At 40.9% G+C, this 21,391-nt stretch carries 22 protein-coding genes; 12 read left to right on the top strand and 10 right to left on the bottom strand.

What is annotated here, in order from left to right; genetic code table 11:
* Nucleotides 1-56: 56 nt before the first annotated feature.
* From ACQQ5U_RS08445 to ACQQ5U_RS08455, 3 genes are read right to left on the bottom strand one after another with little or no spacing between them, the layout of a single operon-like run.
* Complete coding sequence (locus ACQQ5U_RS08445) at nucleotides 57-1,598, bottom strand: acyl-CoA carboxylase subunit beta (RefSeq protein ID WP_437396714.1); 1,542 nt, start codon at nucleotides 1,596-1,598, stop codon at nucleotides 57-59.
* A 5-nt stretch (nucleotides 1,599-1,603) separates the two neighbouring features.
* Entirely contained in the window at nucleotides 1,604-3,046 is a 1,443-nt protein-coding gene (accC, locus tag ACQQ5U_RS08450; protein WP_437396715.1) for an acetyl-CoA carboxylase biotin carboxylase subunit, read from the bottom strand.
* Nucleotides 3,047-3,052: 6 nt separating this feature from the next.
* Nucleotides 3,053-3,538: a biotin/lipoyl-containing protein gene (locus tag ACQQ5U_RS08455; protein ID WP_437396716.1), complete on the bottom strand. Its 486-nt coding sequence runs from the start codon at nucleotides 3,536-3,538 to the stop codon at nucleotides 3,053-3,055.
* A gap of 195 nt (nucleotides 3,539-3,733) precedes the next feature.
* On the opposite strand from ACQQ5U_RS08455, the gene udk reads away from it, so the two are divergent.
* The 11 genes from udk to ACQQ5U_RS08510 all read left to right on the top strand — a co-directional run bounded on the left by udk (nucleotide 3,734) and on the right by ACQQ5U_RS08510 (nucleotide 14,019).
* The gene (gene udk / locus ACQQ5U_RS08460) at nucleotides 3,734-4,342 is read left to right on the top strand and encodes a uridine kinase (protein WP_437396718.1); all 609 of its coding nucleotides are present in this window, start codon (nucleotides 3,734-3,736) and stop codon (nucleotides 4,340-4,342) included.
* A 1-nt stretch (nucleotide 4,343) separates the two neighbouring features.
* Entirely contained in the window at nucleotides 4,344-4,676 is a 333-nt protein-coding gene (locus ACQQ5U_RS08465) for an FtsB family cell division protein (RefSeq protein WP_437396719.1), read from the top strand.
* Entirely contained in the window at nucleotides 4,669-6,051 is a 1,383-nt protein-coding gene (locus ACQQ5U_RS08470) for a methylmalonyl-CoA mutase subunit beta (RefSeq protein WP_437396721.1), read from the top strand. Before ACQQ5U_RS08465 ends, ACQQ5U_RS08470 begins: the two co-directional genes overlap by 8 nt.
* Before the next feature lie 16 nt (nucleotides 6,052-6,067).
* Nucleotides 6,068-8,116: a methylmalonyl-CoA mutase gene (gene scpA, locus ACQQ5U_RS08475; protein ID WP_437397173.1), complete on the top strand. Its 2,049-nt coding sequence runs from the start codon at nucleotides 6,068-6,070 to the stop codon at nucleotides 8,114-8,116.
* 134 nt (nucleotides 8,117-8,250) lie between these two features.
* Nucleotides 8,251-9,024, top strand: a complete 774-nt coding sequence (locus ACQQ5U_RS08480) for a ParA family protein (protein ID WP_437396723.1) — start codon at nucleotides 8,251-8,253, stop codon at nucleotides 9,022-9,024.
* Nucleotides 9,025-9,930 (top strand): ParB/RepB/Spo0J family partition protein, encoded by a 906-nt coding sequence (locus tag ACQQ5U_RS08485; RefSeq protein ID WP_437396725.1) that lies wholly within the window; start codon nucleotides 9,025-9,027, stop codon nucleotides 9,928-9,930. It begins immediately after the preceding gene.
* Nucleotides 9,923-10,576 (top strand): DUF5683 domain-containing protein, encoded by a 654-nt coding sequence (locus tag ACQQ5U_RS08490; RefSeq protein ID WP_437396726.1) that lies wholly within the window; start codon nucleotides 9,923-9,925, stop codon nucleotides 10,574-10,576. The genes ACQQ5U_RS08485 and ACQQ5U_RS08490 overlap by 8 nt, the downstream gene beginning before the upstream one ends.
* 3 nt (nucleotides 10,577-10,579) lie before the next feature.
* Nucleotides 10,580-11,281, top strand: coding sequence for a 4-hydroxy-tetrahydrodipicolinate reductase (dapB, locus tag ACQQ5U_RS08495; protein WP_437396728.1), 702 nt, complete (start codon nucleotides 10,580-10,582; stop codon nucleotides 11,279-11,281).
* A gap of 50 nt (nucleotides 11,282-11,331) precedes the next feature.
* Nucleotides 11,332-13,074 (top strand): signal peptidase I, encoded by a 1,743-nt coding sequence (gene lepB / locus ACQQ5U_RS08500; RefSeq protein WP_437396730.1) that lies wholly within the window; start codon nucleotides 11,332-11,334, stop codon nucleotides 13,072-13,074.
* A gap of 11 nt (nucleotides 13,075-13,085) precedes the next feature.
* The gene (locus ACQQ5U_RS08505) at nucleotides 13,086-13,718 is read left to right on the top strand and encodes a WbqC family protein (protein WP_437396732.1); all 633 of its coding nucleotides are present in this window, start codon (nucleotides 13,086-13,088) and stop codon (nucleotides 13,716-13,718) included.
* Complete coding sequence (locus ACQQ5U_RS08510; protein WP_437396733.1) at nucleotides 13,711-14,019, top strand: DUF6122 family protein; 309 nt, start codon at nucleotides 13,711-13,713, stop codon at nucleotides 14,017-14,019. Before ACQQ5U_RS08505 ends, ACQQ5U_RS08510 begins: the two co-directional genes overlap by 8 nt.
* On the opposite strand, the gene ACQQ5U_RS08515 is transcribed toward ACQQ5U_RS08510, so the two are convergent.
* The 7 genes from ACQQ5U_RS08515 to ACQQ5U_RS08545 all read right to left on the bottom strand — a co-directional run bounded on the left by ACQQ5U_RS08515 (nucleotide 14,008) and on the right by ACQQ5U_RS08545 (nucleotide 20,185).
* A complete protein-coding gene (locus tag ACQQ5U_RS08515) occupies nucleotides 14,008-15,045 on the bottom strand; it encodes an endonuclease/exonuclease/phosphatase family protein (RefSeq protein WP_437396735.1) in 1,038 nt (345 codons plus the stop codon). The genes ACQQ5U_RS08510 and ACQQ5U_RS08515 overlap by 12 nt on opposite strands.
* 3 nt (nucleotides 15,046-15,048) lie before the next feature.
* Nucleotides 15,049-15,912, bottom strand: a complete 864-nt coding sequence (locus ACQQ5U_RS08520) for a rhomboid family intramembrane serine protease (protein ID WP_437396737.1) — start codon at nucleotides 15,910-15,912, stop codon at nucleotides 15,049-15,051.
* A 3-nt stretch (nucleotides 15,913-15,915) separates the two neighbouring features.
* Nucleotides 15,916-16,650 (bottom strand): rhomboid family intramembrane serine protease, encoded by a 735-nt coding sequence (locus ACQQ5U_RS08525; RefSeq protein ID WP_437396739.1) that lies wholly within the window; start codon nucleotides 16,648-16,650, stop codon nucleotides 15,916-15,918.
* On the bottom strand, nucleotides 16,651-18,498 hold the full coding sequence (gene mutL, locus ACQQ5U_RS08530) for a DNA mismatch repair endonuclease MutL (RefSeq protein WP_437396741.1): 1,848 nt from the start codon (nucleotides 18,496-18,498) through the stop codon (nucleotides 16,651-16,653).
* Nucleotides 18,498-18,782 carry a riboflavin synthase subunit beta gene (locus tag ACQQ5U_RS08535; protein WP_119608515.1) on the bottom strand — a complete coding sequence of 95 codons (285 nt, stop codon included), beginning with the start codon at nucleotides 18,780-18,782 and terminating at the stop codon, nucleotides 18,498-18,500. Before ACQQ5U_RS08535 ends, mutL begins: the two co-directional genes overlap by 1 nt.
* Nucleotides 18,783-18,937: 155 nt before the next feature.
* A complete protein-coding gene (gene ribH / locus ACQQ5U_RS08540) occupies nucleotides 18,938-19,420 on the bottom strand; it encodes a 6,7-dimethyl-8-ribityllumazine synthase (protein WP_437396743.1) in 483 nt (160 codons plus the stop codon).
* A 3-nt stretch (nucleotides 19,421-19,423) separates the two neighbouring features.
* Nucleotides 19,424-20,185, bottom strand: a complete 762-nt coding sequence (locus ACQQ5U_RS08545; RefSeq protein ID WP_437396744.1) for a tetratricopeptide repeat protein — start codon at nucleotides 20,183-20,185, stop codon at nucleotides 19,424-19,426.
* Nucleotides 20,186-20,311: 126 nt separating this feature from the next.
* On the opposite strand from ACQQ5U_RS08545, the gene recF reads away from it, so the two are divergent.
* Nucleotides 20,312-21,391 (top strand): DNA replication/repair protein RecF, encoded by a 1,080-nt coding sequence (recF, locus tag ACQQ5U_RS08550; RefSeq protein WP_437396746.1) that lies wholly within the window; start codon nucleotides 20,312-20,314, stop codon nucleotides 21,389-21,391.

Here is a 21,391-nt window from a genome sequence, read left to right on the forward strand (position 1 = left end):
TAGTAAAAATCACTACTATTTGATACCAACCCTTCACCTTTAACCCCTCAACCAAATTACAAAGGAATATTACCATGTTTCTTCCAAGGGGTTTGCACCTCTTTTTTCTCTAGCATGGCAAAAGTTTTCAACAATTTGCTTCGGGTATCTTTGGGCAGAATCACCTCATCAATAAAGCCGCGTTTGGCAGCACGGTAAGGATTGGCAAACTTATCGGCATATTCGGCCTCCTTCTCCTTTAATTTGGCTTCTGGGTCGTCCGCAGCTGCAATTTCCCGTCTAAAAATGATTTCACTGGCACCCTTAGCCCCCATTACGGCAATTTCGGCACTTGGCCAAGCAAAGTTGAAGTCGGCACCAATGTGCTTAGAGTTCATTACGTCATAAGCACCGCCATAAGCTTTACGGGTAATCACAGTAACTCGTGGCACGGTCGCTTCACTCAAAGCATACAGCAATTTTGCCCCATGCATAATAATTCCGCTCCACTCCTGGTCCGTTCCGGGCAAAAATCCGGGAACATCCACCAAAACCAATAATGGAATATTGAAAGAATCACAAAAACGGGTGAAACGGGCTGCCTTTGTGGAACTGTTCACATCCAAAACCCCTGCCAAAAACATGGGTTGATTGGCAATAACCCCAATACTCCTTCCCCCTAATCTAGCAAAACCGGTAATGATGTTTTCCGCAAAATCCTTATGAATTTCATAAAACGAATCCCCATCGATAATGCCATTGATCACATCGTGCATATCGTATGGTTTGTTAGGGTTGTCGGGGACTATACTGGATAATTCTTCCCTCGTTTCATCACCAAGCTCGTAGGGCAATAAGGGCGTGGTTTCTTTATTGTTTTGGGGCAGATAGTCCAACAAATTTCGAATATCATCCAAGCAAGTAGCATCATTATTAGAAGTTTTATGGGCTACACCTGATTTTACTGCGTGGGTACTAGCTCCTCCCAACTCCTCAGAAGTTACGGTTTCGTTGGTTACCGTTTTTACCACATTGGGTCCGGTAACGAACATGTAACTGGTTTCCTCCACCATAATAATGAAATCAGTCATGGCGGGAGAATATACGGCACCCCCCGCACAAGGTCCCATAATGGCCGAAATCTGTGGGATTACTCCAGATGCCTGCACATTACGGTAAAAAATATCGGCGTATCCTCCAAGGGATTTCACCCCCTCTTGAATACGGGCTCCCCCAGAATCGTTTAACCCGATTATAGGAGCACCGACCTTCATGGCCAAGTCCATGACCTTGCAAATTTTCTCGGCATGGGTCTCGGAAAGTGCACCTCCGAAAACGGTAAAATCTTGGGCAAATACATACACTAATCTTCCATTTACGGTTCCATAGCCCGTCACCACCCCATCACCGTAATACATTTCCTTGTCCATACCAAAATCGGTGGTACGATGGGTCACCAAAATACCCATTTCCTCAAAAGAGCCTTCATCCAAAAAATAAAGGACTCTTTCGCGGGCCGTCAGTTTTTTATTTTGATGTTGCTTTTCAATACGTTTTTCGCCTCCACCCAAATGGGCTTCTGCTATTTTTTCTTGTAGTGCTTTTATTTTGGGATCCATAGGATTCAGTTTGAAGGTAATCGTACTATTTTTTTGTCTTCCAGAAATTGATATAGGGCAATCATTGCGGCAACTTCTGCTTTGTTGGCCGTCCGCTCCTTGATTTTCTCTGGAGAATAATAATTCTTCACGAAATGGGTATCAAAATTGCCAGATCGGAAAGCTTCATGTGCAAACACGAAACTTCCAAAAGGCAAAGTGGTCTGTACCCCTTTCACTTTATAATTTTGAATGGCATCGAGCATCAACTCAATGGCCTCCTCGCGGGTTTTACCATAGGTAACAAGCTTGGATAACATGGGGTCGTAGTAAATCGGGATATCCATTCCCTCCTTAAAACCATTGTCTACCCTTATTCCTGCACCTACTGGCAATTGATACGTCTCCAAATTCCCTACACTGGGCAAGAAATCATTCAAGGGGTCTTCGGCATATACCCGAAGCTCCACGGCATGACCATTGATTTTAAGATCTTCCTGTTTCATGGGAAGTTCTTCTCCACGGGCCACCTTTATCTGCAATTCTACCAAGTCTACACCCGTAATCAATTCGGTAACGGGATGTTCCACTTGTAGACGGGTATTCATTTCCAAAAAGTAGAAATTGTGGTCGGCATCCATCAAAAATTCAACCGTACCGGCACCAATATAATCACAGGCCTTAGCTACTTTAGTAGCAGCTATACCCATTTCCTCACGCAATTCTGGCGTTAAAATGGATGAAGGAGCTTCTTCCACCACTTTTTGGTGACGCCTTTGCACGCTGCATTCCCTTTCAAAAAAATGGAGCACATTGCCGTGCGTATCGGCCATTACCTGTACCTCGATGTGCCTTGGTGATGTTACATATTTTTCTACAAAAACGGAACCATCTCCAAAAGCAGAGGTAGCTTCGCTGATGGCCCGCTTCATTCCGGATTCCAGATTTTCTTCTTTCTCTACAATCCGCATTCCCTTACCACCACCACCTGCAGAGGCCTTTATCAATACGGGATACCCGACTTCATTGGCAATTTCATGTGCCTTGTCCACATCGGTTATGGCCTCATCAATACCGGGCACCATAGGAATATTGTAGGCTTTTACAGCTTCTTTAGCGGCCAATTTGCTTCCCATAATTCGAATGGCCTTGGATTTTGGACCGATGAAGGTAATACCACTCTTTTCGACCGCTTCGGCAAAATCGGCATTTTCACTTAAAAATCCGTATCCTGGGTGAATTCCATCAACATGGAGTTCTTTGGCCACCTCTATAATTTTATCCCCTCGCAAATACGATTGGTTGGAAGGTGCTTCACCAATACAAACAGCTTCGTCAGCAAATTGTACATGGGGAGCATTCCTATCCGCCTCCGAAAAAACAGCCACGGTCTTGATACCCATCTTTCTTACGGTTTTCATGACCCGAACCGCAATTTCGCCACGATTGGCGATCAATATTTTTTTCATGATGTTTTATTGAAATTCAATCAACAATTGTTTCTTGTCAACGGCGTCACCTTTCGATACACCTATTTTTTTGATCACACCTTTTCTTGGGGAGGTAATAATATTTTCCATCTTCATGGCTTCCAGTATGACCAATTGGTCTTCCTCATTAACTTCTTGGCCTTCTTCCACCAAAATATCCAAAATCAATCCCGGCATAGGTGCAGCAATAGAATCTATATTTTTACTGCCATTGGTGGCGAAACCCATTTTTTCAATCAGTTCGTCCAGGGGAGTTTGGATGGAGGCCTGGTGTTCACTCCCATCAATACTAATGGTGTAGATTCCTTTATTAAAATCGGAATCCAAAATTTTTACATGGTATGATTTCCCGTCCTTCAACAAATGAAAGGTTCCATCACCAGTCTTGATTAAATCCAACGAAGAAATAGTGTCCTTGGAAAGTTTAAAGTCAAAGTCATCCCCTACCTTGACAGAATAAGAATTATCCATAAAAGAAGTTTCCATTGGTTAGCTTGATAAATATAAAGGTTAATGCATTAAAAACCATACAAAGCTATACCTAATGAGCAGGAATAATTATGACAATGCTCATTAATTTCTTTATTTGTAATCATTAATTATGTTGTATCCAAAATAGGCAGGAGATATAATCATTTGCGTATTTTTGATGTCAAAATTTGAACTATGCTGATCTTAGGGATTGCCGGTGGCACAGGGTGCGGTAAAACAACGGTGGTAAACCAGATTGTGGAGCAATTGCCCACAGACGAAGTAGGTGTAATATCTCAAGATTCCTACTATAATGATCTTTCCCATATGAGCAAAGAGGAAAGGGCCTTAGTGAATTTTGACCACCCGAATTCCATTGATTTTGACCTGTTGATTGACCATATTGAACTTTTAAAACAGGGAAAAACTATCGACACGCCAATATATTCATTCGTAGAAGAAACACGAATGAAGAAAACCATTCCTACCCCTCCCCGAAAAGTGATGATCGTAGAGGGAATTTTGGTGTTGAGCAATCCTAAATTAAGGGATATGTTCGATATAAAGATATACGTACATGCCGATTCGGACGAGCGATTAATAAGAAGGTTACAGCGAGATACTAGGGAACGAGGTCATGATTTGGACAAGGTGCTCACAAGGTACCAAACCGCTGTAAAACCAATGCACCTTCAATTTATTGAACCCTCGAAGGAGTTTGCGGACATCATTATACCGAACAATCGTTATAACACGGTTGCCGTGGATGTTGTCAGGACCATTATCAACAATAAACTTTCGTAACATGGGCCTAAAGGAGTTGAGAAAAAAGAAATGGTTCAAAATCATGACCAATACCTACATATTGGTATTGACCATTTTTGTGATTTGGATGGTGTTTTTTGACACGAACTCCTTGATGATTCATTTGGAATTGGAGAACGAAATTGATAAGCTGGAAAAGGAAAAAGATTTTCTGAAAAATGAAATCGCCAAGGACAGGGAAATATTGGAAAAGATGTCCGATGAAAAAGAACTGGAAAAGCTTGCCCGCGAAAAATATTACATGAAAAAGGACAATGAAGAAATATTCCTTATTGAATATGAAGATAGTCTAAAGAACAAACAAGATGAATAATACCAACCTATTTCAAGAGTTTCCTGAAGTTTCCGCCAAACAATGGAAACAAAAAATTCAGATGGACCTCAAAGGTGCCGATTACAATGAAACCTTGGTTTGGGAATCTTTGGAAGGCATCAATGTTAAACCCTTTTACCATCAAGAAGACCTAAAGAACATTCCTTCTTATTCCTTGCCCAAAGACCACGATTGGTCTGTAGGGCAATCCATTTATGTCGGTGATACCCAAAAAGCCAATGCGAAAGCCCTGAAAATCCTGGAAAAAGGCGTGGAAAGCTTGATTTTCACCATTCCGAATGAAGAAACCGATTTTGAAGTACTGTTCTCGAGCATCAATTTGGAAGGACTGGAACTCTACTTTGATTTTGAGTTTTTGGCCTTGGAACCCATCAAAAGGTTGGTTTCTCTCCTCAAAGAGAAAGAGGCAAAGGCTCATTTAAGTCTCGATATTATTGAGCATTTGGCAAAAGATGGCAATTGGTACCATAATATGGAAAATGACCACAAGTTATTGACCGAATTGGCTTCACTTGGCACTTCGGACATATCAATTATTGGAGTTGACCTGTCACTTTATCAAAATTCGGGTGCGAACATGGTCCAACAATTAGCATATGGTTTGGCCCATGCCAATGAATACTTAAATCACATAACTTCAAATGGTGCCGAGAAATCACTACCAATTACCTTCAAAGTGGCCGTGGGCAGCAACTATTTCTTTGAAATAGCTAAAATTAAAGCCCTGCGATGGCTTTGGAACAGTCTGGCAGCGGAATATGGAATCAAAAGCAATTGTACAATTTTGGCCATACCTTCCAAACGCAATAAAACTCTGTACGACTATAATGTAAACATGCTGCGAACAACGTCAGAATGCATGTCAGCAGTTTTAGGGGGAGCAGATACCATCTGTAATTTGGCCTACGATGCCATTTACCATAAGGACAACGAGTTTGGGGAGCGTATTGCGCGCAACCAATTATTACTCCTAAAAGAAGAAGGCTACTTTACCGAAGCTTCACAATTTGCTAATGGCTCTTATTATATTGAATCACTCACAAATCAACTAGCAGAGAAAGCCTTGGTGCTTTTTAAGCAGATTGAAAAAGCTGGTGGTTTTTTGGATAGTTTGAAAAAAGGGATGGTTCAACGAAAAATAAAAGAAAGTGCAGAAAAGGAACAACAACTTTTTGATGAAGGCAAGATAGTTTCACTGGGCACCAACAAATTCCAAAATTCGCAAGACCGCATGAAGGAAGATTTGGAACTCTATCCGTTTGTGAAAACCAAAGCTAGGAAAACCATCATTGAGCCCATTATCGAAAAAAGATTGGCCGAAGCTTCTGAACAAAAAAGATTGAACGATGAGTAGAAAAGACCTTCAACATATGGAATTGGCCGCAAGTTCGAGTGCAGTAGAAACCAAAAACCACGGACACGAAAACTTTGCCGCGGGTATTTCTCCATTTTTACGTGGCCCCTACTCCACCATGTACGTTCGTCGTCCTTGGACCATCCGGCAATATGCAGGGTTTTCAACTGCCGAGGAAAGCAATGCGTTTTACCGAAGAAATTTAGAGGCAGGTCAAAAAGGGCTTTCCGTAGCATTTGACCTTCCCACCCACCGTGGCTATGACTCGGACAACGACCGAGTGGTCGGCGATGTGGGCAAGGCTGGTGTTGCCATAGATTCCATCGAGGACATGAAAATCTTGTTCAGCGGAATTCCTTTGGACAAAATGTCCGTTTCCATGACCATGAACGGGGCCGTAATCCCAATTATGGCCTTTTATATTGTTGCTGGTTTGGAGCAGGGTGTTTCTATGGAACAACTTTCGGGAACCATCCAAAACGATATTTTGAAGGAATTTATGGTGCGGAACACCTATATCTATCCACCAACTCCTTCCATGCAGATTGTGGCAGATATTTTTGAATTTACCAGTAAACATATGCCTAGGTTCAACAGCATCAGTATTTCCGGATACCATATGCACGAGGCAGGAGCCCCTGCATCCATGGAATTGGCCTATACTTTGGCCGATGGTATTGAGTACATTCGAACTGGAATAAAAGCAGGTCTAAAAATTGATGAATTTGCCCCAAGACTTTCATTTTTCTGGGGTATTGGAATGAATCATTTTGCGGAGATTGCAAAAATGCGTGCTGGACGTATGCTTTGGGCCAAGTTGGTACAAGAATTCAATCCAGAAAATCAAAAATCATTAATGCTCCGAACCCATAGTCAAACCAGTGGATGGAGCTTAACAGAACAAGACCCTTTCAACAATGTCGCCAGAACTACCATAGAGGCCATGGCAGCTGCATTTGGAGGAACCCAAAGTCTTCATACCAACGCTTTGGACGAAGCCATTGCATTGCCTACCGATTTTTCCGCTAGAATAGCACGAAACACGCAAATCTATCTGCAGCAGGAAACACATATTACTAAAACGGTAGATCCTTGGGCAGGTAGCCATAAGGTGGAACAATTGACCCAAGAAATCGCCGAAAACGCTTGGGAATTGATTCAAGAGGTAGAAAAATTGGGCGGAATGACCAAGGCCATTGAAAAAGGCATACCAAAAATGCGCATTGAAGAAGCAGCTGCCAAGAAGCAAGCTCGTATTGATAGTGGTCAGGATATTATCGTTGGAGTAAACAAATATAGGCTGGAGAACGAGGACGACCTTCAGATTTTGGAAGTGGACAATGCCAAGGTCCGCAAGCAGCAAATGGCCCGCCTTGACGAAATACGAAACAGTAGGGATTCCGAAGCTGTGGAAAAAGCCCTTGAAGACATCCGCGTTGCATCTAAAAAGGCCATGGAAAATAACTCCTACCGTGGAAATTTGTTAGCTTTAGCGGTAGAAGCAGCCAAACAGCGTGCCACCCTTGGTGAAATTAGTGACGCCATGGAAAGTGCCTTTGGACGCTACAGAGCAAAAATTCAATCCTTTACCGGAGTGTATTCCAAAGAGATCAAAAACGACAAGAGCTTTGAAAATGCCCGCAAATTAGCGGACAAGTTTGCAGAGCAAGAAGGGCGCCGACCACGTATCATGGTGGCAAAAATGGGCCAAGACGGCCACGACCGTGGTGCCAAAGTAGTTGCCACCGGCTATGCCGACCTTGGTTTTGATGTAGATATTGGACCCTTGTTCCAAACGCCCGCTGAAGTAGCCAAACAGGCCGTGGAAAACGATGTCCATATTTTGGGGATTTCTTCTCTTGCCGGAGGACACAAAACATTAGTCCCCGAAGTGGTACAGGAATTGAAAAAATATGGTCGGGAAGACATCATGGTCATTGTTGGAGGCGTAATTCCAAAGCAAGATTACAAACACTTATTGGACAACGGAGCCGTTGCGGTTTTTGGACCAGGCACCAAAATCGCAGAGGCAGCCGCAGAAATACTGAACATTTTATTGGATTGACCCGTATAACAACCTCGCAAATAAAACTTTAACTTTCTTTAACGTAGAATGCGGGGGTTATTCACCCTCTGTTAACAAATTACATTTTATCGCATCCTAAATAATCGTATTTTTAGCACCTAACTTACTATGAAATGGGCAAGATTATTGCAATTGCAAACCAAAAGGGCGGTGTAGGTAAAACTACCACTACGGTAAACCTTGCGGCCTCCTTAGGTGTATTGGAAAAAAAGGTGTTATTGATTGATGCCGACCCCCAAGCCAATGCAACATCGGGTTTGGGTATTGATGTTGACTCTATCGAAAAAGGCACGTACCAACTTTTGGAACACACCATGAGTGTGGACGAAGTGATTATTCCTACGGATTCTCCCAATGTGGATTTGGTACCTGCCCACATTGACCTTGTTGCCATCGAGATTGAATTGGTGGACAAGGACAACAGGGAATACATGATGAAAGAAGCCCTTAAAAATTTGGGTGACAGGTATGATTTTGTTTTGATAGATTGTGCACCATCTTTGGGATTGCTGACCTTGAACGCACTTACGGCGGCAGATTCTGTAATGATACCCATCCAATGTGAGTACTTTGCCTTGGAAGGTCTTGGCAAGCTATTGAACACCGTAAAGAGTGTACAAAAAATACACAACAACGATTTGGACATAGAAGGAATGTTGTTGACCATGTACGATTCCAGGTTACGCCTTTCCAACCAAGTTGTTGAAGAAGTGAAGAAACACTTCGCAGACATGGTTTTTGATACCATAATCCAAAGAAACGTTAGGCTGAGTGAAGCTCCAAGTTATGGCGAAAGCATTATAAAATATGATGCAAGTAGTAAAGGGGCCTCCAATTATCTTAACTTAGCCAACGAAATTTTGAAGAAAAACAAGGAGAAAGTTTAGATGGCGAAAGCAACAAAAAAACAGGCACTGGGAAGAGGCCTGTCCGCTCTTTTAAATGATCCAGAAAACGATATTAAGTCGGTTTCTGATAAAAATGCGGATAAGGTAATAGGTAATGTAGTGGAATTGGATATCAATTCCATTGAGGTCAACCCGTTTCAGCCGCGTTCCAATTTTAACGATGAAACCCTTGAAGAATTGGCCAGTTCCATTCGTGAGTTGGGTATCATTCAACCGATTACCGTAAGAAAGTTGGATTTCAATAAATTCCAATTGGTTTCCGGTGAGCGTAGGTTCCGCGCTTCCAAATTGGTCGGTTTGGAGACTATTCCGGCCTATATTCGTATCGCCAATGATCAGGAATCCTTGGAAATGGCTTTGGTGGAAAACATCCAAAGACAAGACCTTGATCCCATCGAAATAGCACTTTCCTATCAACGACTTATTGACGAGATTGAAATTACTCAAGAAAAATTGAGTGACCGTGTTGGTAAAAAACGCTCCACTATTACCAATTATTTACGCTTGTTGAAACTGGATCCCATTATCCAAACGGGAATGCGGGACGGCTTTATTAGCATGGGACACGGTAGGGCACTTATCAACATAGATAAGAAAAAGGAACAGATTTCCATATATGAGAAAGTGGTTTCAGATGGTCTATCCGTAAGAGCTACAGAGCAATTGGTAAAAGCTCTTAAAGAACCGCAAACTTCTGTTTCAGACCAGAGAAAAAGCACTTCGGATGTTCCCGAGTTTGTTTCCAATAGTTTGGAATCCATCAAGGAACGCCTCGCCACCAAAGTGGATATTACCACATCAAAAAACGGAAAAGGAAAAATTGTGATACCCTTTCATTCAGAAGAAGATTTTAAGCGTATCAAAAAATTGTTGACAGGTGAATAAGAACCTTCTTTTATTGCTCTTTGCATTTTTGTTGTTTTCCTCAGGATATTCTCAAGAAAAAAAACAAAAGAAAAGCAAGGAACAACCTCAAACCAAAGAAGTGGACTCGCTTGCCCAAAATATGGCAGGAGAAGGTGTTACTTTTGAAGAGGTCAGTAAAAAAAAGGAAATCAACCCTCTGGCTCCAAGTAAAGCAGCTTTTTATTCGGCCATTCTTCCTGGACTGGGACAGATATACAATAAACGCTATTGGAAAGCGCCCATTGTTTGGGGCGCCATTGGAACCGGAATTTATGTTTATTCCTATAACAATACCGAATACCGTAGGGCACGAAACGCCTATAAAAGGAGGCTTGCCGGTTTTGTAGATGATGAGTTCTATGATCTGAACGGAGATGGGAGCGGACCCGATGTATCTTCCGAGGCACTACAAGAAGCGCAAGAAAATACGCAGCGAGATAGAGATTTGGCTTTGGTAATCACCATTGCTCTTTATGCCTTGAACATTATAGATGCCAATGTGGATGCGCACCTAAAGCAATATAATGTTAGTGATGACTTGGCTGTTGACTTCAATCCATATTTAGATATAAACCCATTTACCAACCAACCAAACTATGGAATGGCCATGGTCATAAAATTTTAAAGTATGAAGATTGGTCTGTTCGGATATGGCAAAATGGGAAAAATGATAGAGCAAATTGCTCAGGATAGAGGCCATACCATTGTAGCCAAGATAGATGATCCTTCGCAAACTGTAGATTATACATCAATGGATGTTGCCATTGATTTTAGCGCACCTGAAGCCGCTTTTGATAATATCACCAACTGTTTTAAAAACAATGTTCCCGTCATCAGTGGCACCACTGGATGGTTGGACAGATTTTCGGAAGCCGTCAGCATTTGTGAAGAACATAAAAGTGCTTTCATTTATGCCTCCAATTTTAGTTTGGGAGTCAATATTTTCTTTGAACTTAATAGGCATCTAGCCAAAATGATGTCTGAATTGAAGCAATACAAGGTTTCCATGGAAGAAATCCATCATACACAAAAACTGGATGCTCCTAGCGGAACGGCCATTACACTTGCCGAAGGTATTATTGAAAACACACCCTACCAAAAGTGGGAGTTGGACAAATCCGGTGATAAAATAATACCGATAAAATCCGTTAGAGAGGGTATGGTACCGGGCACGCATAGCATTGCATATGACAGTCCTGTGGACAAGATTGAGATAAAACACGAAGCGCACAACAGGGAAGGTTTTGCTCTGGGAGCAGTAATCGCATCGGAATGGATACAAGAAAAAGTTGGTATTTTTTCTATGAAGGACGTGTTAAACCTAAGCTAAAAAACGTAACAAGAATTTAGACCCAGAGTCTAACAAAGAAACTTTTTTATATGGACGGTATACAATGGATTATTTTTATCCTGATTATCCAAGTTATCCATTTCTTGGGAACATGGAAACTTTACGTTAAGGCAGGCAGAAAAGCATGGGAAGCCGCCATACCGGTTTACAACGGTATTGTTTTGATGAAAATCATCAATAGACCGTGGTGGTGGGTATTGTTATTGTTTATTCCCATCATTAACTTATTGATGTTCCCTGTGGTTTGGGTGGAAACCATCCGAAGTTTTGGTAAAAATTCACTTGTAGATACTTGGTTGGTCATCCTTACCCTTGGTTTTTACATTTATTACATCAATTATGCTGAAGATGTACAATACATTGAAGACCGCAGCCTAAAACCAAAAACCGGATTGGGTGAATGGGTTAGCTCTATTGTGTTTGCCATTGTAGCTGCAACCTTTGTACACACCTACTTTATTCAACCCTACGTGATTCCAACGGGATCGTTGGAGCGCACCTTACGCATTGGTGACTTTTTGTTTGTAAGCAAGTTTCATTATGGCGCACGAGTACCTATGACCACTTTGGCCGCACCCATGGTTCACGATACCCTTCCCGTACTGAAAACGCGATCATACTTGGCCGATGTCAACCCTGAGACCCACAAGACGTCTTGGATAAACAAGCTACAATTACCTTATATGCGCTTACCCGGTTTTGAGAAGGTAGAAAAAAATGACATTGTTGTCTTTAGCTTGCCCTCAGATACTTTGTATCAGTTCTTCAAAGCACAAAAAGCCGTAATAAAGCCAATTGATAAAAAATCCAACTACGTTAAGCGTTGTGTCGGTACACCAGGGGATTCCCTTGCAGTTATTGATGGGTTTGTTTATATCAACGGGAAACAACTCCAACTATCGGATAGGGCAAAACCCATGTATGTTTATGATATTTATGCTCAAAATGGCGTTTCCAGTAAGTATTTGGAAGATGTTGATGCTTCAGACTACGTTCGAAAATATATTGCCACTAACATTAATGAATCCCAGTATAACGCCTTGGCACCCTTTATTTCTGGCGGTAGACCAACAGACGATGGCAAGATTGAGCTCTACACACAGGAAAATGGCATTCCAACCGACGTTATTCGTCAACTAAGGCTTTCCCTAACAGAGGAAAAACCACGTTCCCGTATGGCGAATTTAACGGATGAAATGGTTGCAGCGCTCAAGAACAATCCTGCTATTGATTCCGTTGTAAAAACCATTGACCCCAAAGGCATGTATGGTGGGAACATATTCCCGCAAAAACCCAACCTGTATCCTTGGAACAATGATAACTTTGGTCCAATTTATATTCCAAAAGCTGGTACCACGGTAGAAATCAATTCGAAGACCATTCCGTTTTATAAAAAAATAATTCGTGATTACGAGTACAACGATGTAAAGGTAACAGGGAATAAAGTATTCATCAATGGTAAGGAAGCTGACTCTTACACCTTTAAACAAGACTACTACTGGATGATGGGTGACAACCGTGACCACTCTGAAGATAGTAGGACTTGGGGCTATGTTCCGGCCGACCATATTGTTGGTAAACCCGTTTTCCTTTGGATGAGTTTTGACAACTTTAGACAAGGAATCGCCAATTGGAGAGTTCGTTGGGATCGTGTATTTACCACTGTAGGGGGTAGCGGAAAACCTGTATCCTACTTCTGGTATTTTATAGCAGTTTTGGCAGGGTGGTTTGTTTTTGATTTCTTCCGCAAGAAAAAGAAGAAAAAAGCTTAATCTATTGTTTTTTGAAAATACTGCTCCATCCAACCTATTTCCCAAGCATAGCCACTTTTGCAGCCATCGTGCAAAATGAAGTGGTATGGGAAGCACATGATAACTTTCAAAAACAGACATACAGAAACCGCTGTTATATTTCAACGGATAAGGGTAAGCATATGCTCAATATTCCCATAAAACATATTGGCGGTAAAGAAGGTCGGCAAAAATATGCTGATGTAAGCACAGAGAACAGCTATAATTGGAAAAAAGAGCATTGGCGCACCCTAGAAACCGCTTACAGAACTTCGCCCTTTTTTGAGTTTTACGAAGACGAACTACGACCGCTTTATGAAGGAAATGCCGACTCACTTTACGACTTCAATCTAAAGACCATTGAAGCAATTGCAGACTGTATAGGAGTGCAAATTCCAACAGAAAAAACTAAAAAATACGAGGTAGCTACAGAGGCCTATTTTGATGCCCGTTTTTTGGTCAATGCAAAAAAAGAGAAAAATTGGAAGATGAGTTCTTATCCTCAAGTCTTTGAAGAACGCCATGGATTCATACCCAATTTAAGCGTGTTAGACCTTTTGTTCAATGAGGGAACCAATACACTGAACTATCTAAAAAGTCTATCTTTAGATTTAAAACATGCTTAGGCACCTACTCCATTACGGAATACATTTCTTGGTTCCCATCCTAATTGCATTTTGGTTTTTTAATGGTCAGAGTGTAAAAATTGCCCTGATTCTTCTGGCCGGAATCATTATTGATATAGACCATCTTTGGGCCACTCCTCTTTACGACCCCAATAGGTGCAGTCTTGGATTTCACGCATTGCACAGTTATTGGGCTATTTTGGTGTACAGCATACTACCCTTTTTTAAAACCACAAGAATTATTGGATTAGCGTTGATTATCCACATTTTCGCAGACACACTGGACTGTTTATTGATGTGAGTTTAAACGCAAAGTGGCCATTATCGGATAATGGTCGGACAATCGCTCGTCAAAGTTTTGATGGGAAAGAATTTCAAAATCTGGATCTGCTAAAATGTAATCTATTCGTAATGGTATTTTCCATAAATTATAAGTACGCCCAAAACCATCACCTTCTTCTAGAAAAGAATCTTTCAAATCACCTTTAACTATCTTATAAACATTGGAGAATTGGGTATTATTAAAATCTCCACAAACAATATTGGTGTAGGGACTATTTGTCAAATGATCTCTAAATATTTTAGCTTGTTCCAATTGTTTTGAAAATGTACTGACCAACCTTTTGTATACCCTCTCAGAATTCTCTCCATCTGAAAAGTCATCGGTACTTGGTACAATACTAAAAGATTGTAAATGTATATTGTAAACCCTAATGGTATCTTTTATGTGCACGATATCAGCATAAATAATATTATTCATTGTATCCGGCAAGTCCAAAGAACCCTTGTTTACAATTGGGTATTTGGAAAATATAGCCTGAATTGTTCTGCCCGCAGTGTATGGCGTCTCACTTCTATAGGGGTACTGCTTTAACTGGCGATGACGTATTCTACTATGCTCCTGTATGGAAAGTATGTCAGGATCTTGTTTCTTAACAAATTCGACAATACTATCTCCTATCCCTGGTTCTTTCATCCAGCCATTTTTATTGAACCCCCAAGCATTATAGGACATTATTTTTAAGTCGGAATCCCTTTTTTGTACTGAACCATCTTTACCTATACCGTAAAAAGGGCCAAACATTAAATAACTAAGAATAATCGTAGCGAAGGATAACCACAGTTTTCTTCTAAACTTGATAGCCCAATATATAAGGAATAAAATATTAAAAGTGAAGAGAAAAGGAACGAACAAACTCAGTACGGAAAGTGCTGAGACAAATTGGAAAGGTAAGAATGAAATGATACCAGTAATAATCAATAAGAATGCAACCAATATATTGATTGCAAAAACCACCCTATCAAATATTGAGGTAGATTTTTTCACAGTTTAGTCTTCCTTACCAGCCTTAAACAAAAAGTCTTTTTCTTCTTTGGACAGGCTTTCATAACCAGATTTACTGATCTTATCCAAGATAGTATCTATTTTTCGTTGCTTGGCCTGTTTATCATAATTTTTCTTGCTGGTTGATGATGCTTTTTTCTTGTAGACCGTCTTTAAAGGAGCTTTCTTCTCTTTGGGCTTAAAAAGCTGAATAATGGATTTTCTTAATTTTGTAAAGCCTGTTCCAATATCGTGCCCTTTAAACAACTGGCGAGCATACATATATCCTAAAAGAGCACCACCCAAATGTGCCATACCACCGCCTATATTATCACCCATGCCAATCAAGACCAAATCCTTGATCACCAAAGCAGCTCCGATATACCACAATTTAATATTGAAGAAAATTACACGAACTTCTTGATTCGGTAAATAGGCACAAACAAAAATCAAAACAGCATTCACTCCCGCTGATGCACCAATCAATGCCGTGTTGGAATTCACCAAGGTCGGAAACACATTATAGCTTAAAAGAAATACCAAACCTCCCAACATCAAACCTAAAAAATAAACGTTGATGAATCGTTGGGCATCAAAAAGGTTTAAGAATATGCGGCTTGCAAAGTAGAGCACAATCATATTCCAAAAAATATGACCAAACCCTCCATGGAAAAAAGAATAGGTTACCAAGGACCAAGGTTGAGCCAAAAACTCAAAAAAATCTTTGGGCAAAAGGAACCATTGCGAAAAAGAGTGCCCCAACAATGCACGGGAAAGCCCATCAATTATAAAAATAAGTACATTGATGGCTATAAGCTTTTCGGCTATACTAAGCCTCGCAAATTGATATCGTAGCCCCCCACTCATCATAGTCTAATTCCAACGTTTATCATTAAACTGATTCTTTTTCCAATACCACATCATTATAAAACCAATCAAAGCACCTCCAATATGTGCAAAGTGTGCCACCCCTGTATTAACATTTCCTATTCCAAAAATAAGGTCAACAGCAATTAGAATCGGTACAAAGTACTTCGCTTTTATGGGTACCGGTAAAAAGATAAGCATCAATTTGGCCTCCGAATACATAAAGGCAAAGGCCACCAAAATACCATAAATCGCTCCGGATGCACCAACAGCTGGAGTGTTAAAAGCCGTCAACATACTATCTACCGTACTCTTTCCAGCAATATCGTACCAACTTGGACTATACTGACCATTCGCCAAAATATCCAAAATCTGCGTGCGGGCAATACCTGCACCTTCCAAAGCACTCATTCCTTCGTTGAAAAGAAAATAATTCACACCCGTGTGCAACGCGGCGGAACCCAATCCGGCCGAAAAATAGAAAAACAAGAACTTGTTCCTGCCCCAAATACGCTCCAGTGGGGTGCCGAATGCCCAAAGGGCATACATATTAAATACAATGTGCATTAAGCCTCCATGCATAAACATATGGCTAACCACCTGCCACCATTCAAAATTGGAATTTTTGGGAAACCAAAGTGACATCCATTGGAACATTTGTTCCCCATATAGTTGTGTGGCAAAAAACATAATCACGTTAATGATCAAAATATGCTTTACTGCCTCGGTTATTCTACCCATCTAGTTGAATTTTTTATCAATATCCCCCTCGGAGATAATAGTGTATGTTATTTTTTGAAATGGACTTAAAGTAGGTTCTTTGCAAGCAAAAAGATTGTTCACCAAGGTTAATTGCGATTCTTGGTCCAACACATCCCCTGTTCTTACGGCCAAATTTCTACTGAGTGCCTTGGCCAACATTTCGGCCTGCGAAATGGAACCATCGGCGTAACCCTCCATATAATCCGCAATTAAGCGATCTAATACCGTGCCAATTCCACTTTCAGGAACCATCATGGGTACACCTGTCACTTTTACCGTTTCTTCTTCCAAACTCTGGAATGCAAATCCAATGTTTGTCAGACTATCTTTGATTTCATTGAGAACAGCCAGTTCTTGTTTGTTGAATGTCAATTCCAAAGGAAAGAGCAATTGTTGGCTCACCCCTTCTTTTACCGTAATCTCGCCCAAAAACTTTTCAAAAAGTATTCGTTCGTGTGCCCTATTCTGATGAATGACCAACATCCCTGATTTAACCGTGCTCACCACATATTTCCTTCGCAATTGAAACGTACCGGCCATATGTTCCTCTGCATCTTCGCCCGTATATAATGTGCCTTGTTCCTCGCTCTCGGACTCAATAACCACGCTACTGAATTCGTGATTATCATTTTGGTTGCCAAGACCTTCATACAAATCTTCCCAACCTTTGGTGCTCTGTTTACGGAAACTACTTCCCGTACTTTTCTTGGCTGGCGTTTCTTGAAAAGGATTAAAAGTGGCATCTACGGTTACCTTGGGTATTACTGCTCCTTTTTCTTTATAGGAATAAGGTGTATCCAAGTTGGGATCATGGTCAAAATCCAATACAGGAGCCACGTTGAATTGTCCCAAGCTATGCTTGATAGTGGACCTTAAAATGGCATATAAGGTATTTTCATCATCAAACTTCACCTCGGTTTTAGTAGGGTGAATGTTGATATCGATAGAGGATGGATCCACATTCAAAAACAAAAAATATCCGGGATATGTGTCGGATTTTATCAAACCTTCAAAAGCCGCAACCACGGCATGATGCAGGTACGGACTTTTAATGAATCGGTTATTGGCAAAAAAGAATTGCTCTCCCCTGCTCTTTTTGGCAAACTCAGGCTTACAAATAAATCCAGAAACTTTTACGACCTCGGTCTCTTCGTTAACCGGCACCAATCGATGCTCCATTTTACTCCCAAAAACGTGAACAATGCGCTGACGATGTTTTGTACTGGGTAGATTAAATATTTCAGAACCGTTATTGTAAAAATGAAATTCAATATCCGGGTGAACCATAGCCACTCGATGGAACTCATCCGTAATGTGACGCAGTTCCACTTGATTTGATTTCAAGAAGTTTCTCCTGGCAGGAATATTGAAAAATAGATTTTTTACGGAAATGGACGTTCCTTTTGGAGTGGCCACCACATCTTGAGAGACAATCTTGCTGCCTTCAATTTTAAGATGGACCCCTACTTCATTATCAGCGGTTCGCGTCTGCATATCCACATGCGCAATCGCGGCAATAGATGCCAACGCCTCTCCCCGAAAACCTTTGGTTTCCAAATTGAATAAATCTTGTGCCGATGATATTTTGGAGGTAGCATGTCGCTCAAAGGACAATCGAGCATCCGTTTCGCTCATTCCCATTCCATCATCAACCACTTGGACCAGTGTTTTTCCACCATCCTTTATAATCAACTTAATGGAAGTAGAACCTGCATCAATAGCGTTTTCCATGAGCTCCTTTACTACGGAAGCGGGTCGTTGGACCACTTCCCCTGCTGCTATCTGGTTAGCGACATGGTCCGGTAAAAGTTTAATGATGTCCGCCATTATGGATTTACGAATATTGATAAATCAAAATCGATGATAAAAAGGAACAGCAGCAACAGCACGGCAACAATAATCCAAAATCGAAGTTTCAAATTTTTATCTCCTTCGGTTTGTAAATCATCCATTGCAGAGGTAAACTTGTTCTTGAGCCCCTTTGTGGAGTGCGCCGTAGTTCGAAATTTATCCAGTTTGTGCTCAATTTTATAAGGATTACCCTCGCCCTTGTAATATCTAGGGGTGTAATCATAGCTCCTATTTTTCCTAAGTTTTAAAGGGTTTCGCATGGTATCCTTATCGCTGTAGCCTCAAAGGTACTCAAAATAGAAAAAAAGGGTTGGACGATCCTCCCAAAAAATGTTAACAAACATGTGGTTGCTGGATAACTAGATAATCGGATAGTTCGAAGTTTTGAGCTTGGGACTGTTCTTGATACTAGAACTTACTTACCCAGTACAGCCATTTGAATGGCCGCAATAGCAGCTTCGGTTCCTTTATTGCCATGTTTTCCACCACTTCTATCCTTTGCCTGTTGTAGATTATTATCGGTCAGCACACAAAAGATTACAGGTACATCGTAAGCTATATTCAAATCTTTGATCCCTTGTGCAGTTGCACTGCAAACAAAATCAAAATGACTGGTTTCTCCTCGGATAACGCTGCCAATGGCAACAATGGCATCCACTTTTTCCGTTTGAATCATTTTTTTACAACCGAAAGTGAGCTCGAAACTTCCTGGAACATTCCATCGAATTACATTTTCAGGTAACGCACCACAGTCCAAAAGAGCATCTTCAGCACCTTCGGAAAGAGCTTCTGTAATTTCCCCGTTCCACTCAGAAACAACAATCCCAAACCGAAGATTCTTCGCGTTTGGGATTTTGCTTTTATCGTAAACGGATAAGTTTTTGTTCTCTGTGGCCATGTTTTAGTTTTGCGCCAATCCAATCAAGACATCAACACCATTGGCTTCTTGTGAACTGGGATATTCTTCTTTGATTCTTTCAAAGTACCCCAAAGCTTTGCTTTTTTCGCCCAACTCCAAGGCAACTACACCGGCTTTGTACAAAAATCTTGGTGCTGTGAATTCGTTATCGCTATGTGCAATGGCTTTTTCGTAATAATCCAAAGCATCTTCTTGCTGGTTCAATTGAGAAAAAGCATCTCCTATTCCTCCTTTGGCCATAGCTCCCATAATGTCATCATCAGAAGAAAAATCTTCCAAATGAGCAACGGCCTCATCATATTGCTTCAAATTCAAATAGGTCATACCTGCTGAATACTGGGCCAAATTAGCTGCTTTGGTACCACTGTATTCCTCGATAATATCCAAGAAACCATACTTACCTTGGGCACCGTTCAATGCCAATGTAAACAAAGAATCCTTCTCTGTTTCGCTCGCCAAGGCTTGGTCAAAATATTGTTGTGGGTAAAAAAGTTCGTTTGCAGCGGTAGCTTCTTTTGGATTCTGGATAAATTGGTGGTAACCCAAGTAGGCCAAAACACCTACGGCAATTACACCAATAACGCCCAAAATGTAGTTTTGGTTCTTCTGAACCCACTCTTCGGTCTTGGAAGCACTTTCGTCCAAAGTATTGAAAACTTCAGCCGTTGTGCTGTCGTGTTCTTGTATCTGAGCTTCCTCCTCCTTATTTTTTGGCTTAAAGCCTCTCTTCTTGTATGTTGCCATCCGTCATTTAATTGGTCGCGCAAAAATAAAGTTTTTATCCAAAACCAAAAGGTAATTTATTCGTTATTTTTGGAATCCCTTTTTAGAGGGCTACCTTTTAATTCCAAATTGTTTCTCTAGCATTTTATGTTTTTAAGACATTTATCTTTAGTCAATTACAAGAATTTTGATTCCAAGACGCTGGAATTCGACCCTGTGATCAACTGTTTGGTGGGCGACAACGGAGTAGGAAAGACCAATGTTTTGGATGCTATTTACCATTTATGCTTCGGTAAAAGCTACTTTAATCCTGTGTCTACCCAAAATATAATGCACGGTGCTGATTTTTTTGTGGTCGAGGGTGAATTTGAGAAGCTCAACAGAACGGAAAAAATACTTTGCTCCTTTAAAAAAGGAACCAAAAAAGTGATAAAACGCAACGGAAAACCTTACGAAAAATTTTCCGAACACATCGGTTTTTTGCCCTTGGTGATTATTTCACCATCGGACCGTGATCTTATTTTGGAAGGAAGCGAGACGAGAAGGAAGTTCATGGATGGTGTAATATCCCAATCGGACAAGGTATATCTGCAAAACCTCATCAAGTACAACAAGGTGGTCTCGCAGCGAAATTCCTTGCTCAAATATTTTGCCGTTAACCGCACCTTTGACCGCGACACTATTAGCATTTATAATGAACAGTTGAATACCTTGGGAACGGCCATTCATCATAAAAGAGTTGAATTTATTGAATCCTTTCTTCCCATTTTCAAGGAGCAGTACCAAAATATCTCCGAGAAAGATGAGCAAATCGACCTTTCCTACGAAAGTCAGTTGAGCGATGATAGCCTTTTGAATCTCTTGGAAAGGAATATTGAAAAAGACAGAGCGTTGCAATACACCTCAGTGGGCGTACATAAGGATGACCTTAGCTTTACCATTGCTGGTCACCCCATTAAAAAATTTGGAAGCCAGGGGCAACAAAAATCCTTTTTGATAGCATTGAAACTGGCGCAATTTCATTTTATCAAGCAATTGGCGGACACCACCCCTATTCTTTTGTTGGATGATATCTTTGATAAACTGGACGAAAACAGGGTATCCCATATCGTCGGATTGGTGAAGGATGATAATTTTGGACAAATTTTTATCAGTGATACCCATGCGGATAGAACGGAAGATGTGGTGAAAAACATTCATCAGAGCTATAAAATATTTAACTTGTAG

It is taken from the genome of Flagellimonas lutimaris (genome assembly GCF_051494225.1).
Lineage (GTDB): Bacteria > Bacteroidota > Bacteroidia > Flavobacteriales > Flavobacteriaceae > Flagellimonas > Flagellimonas lutimaris_A.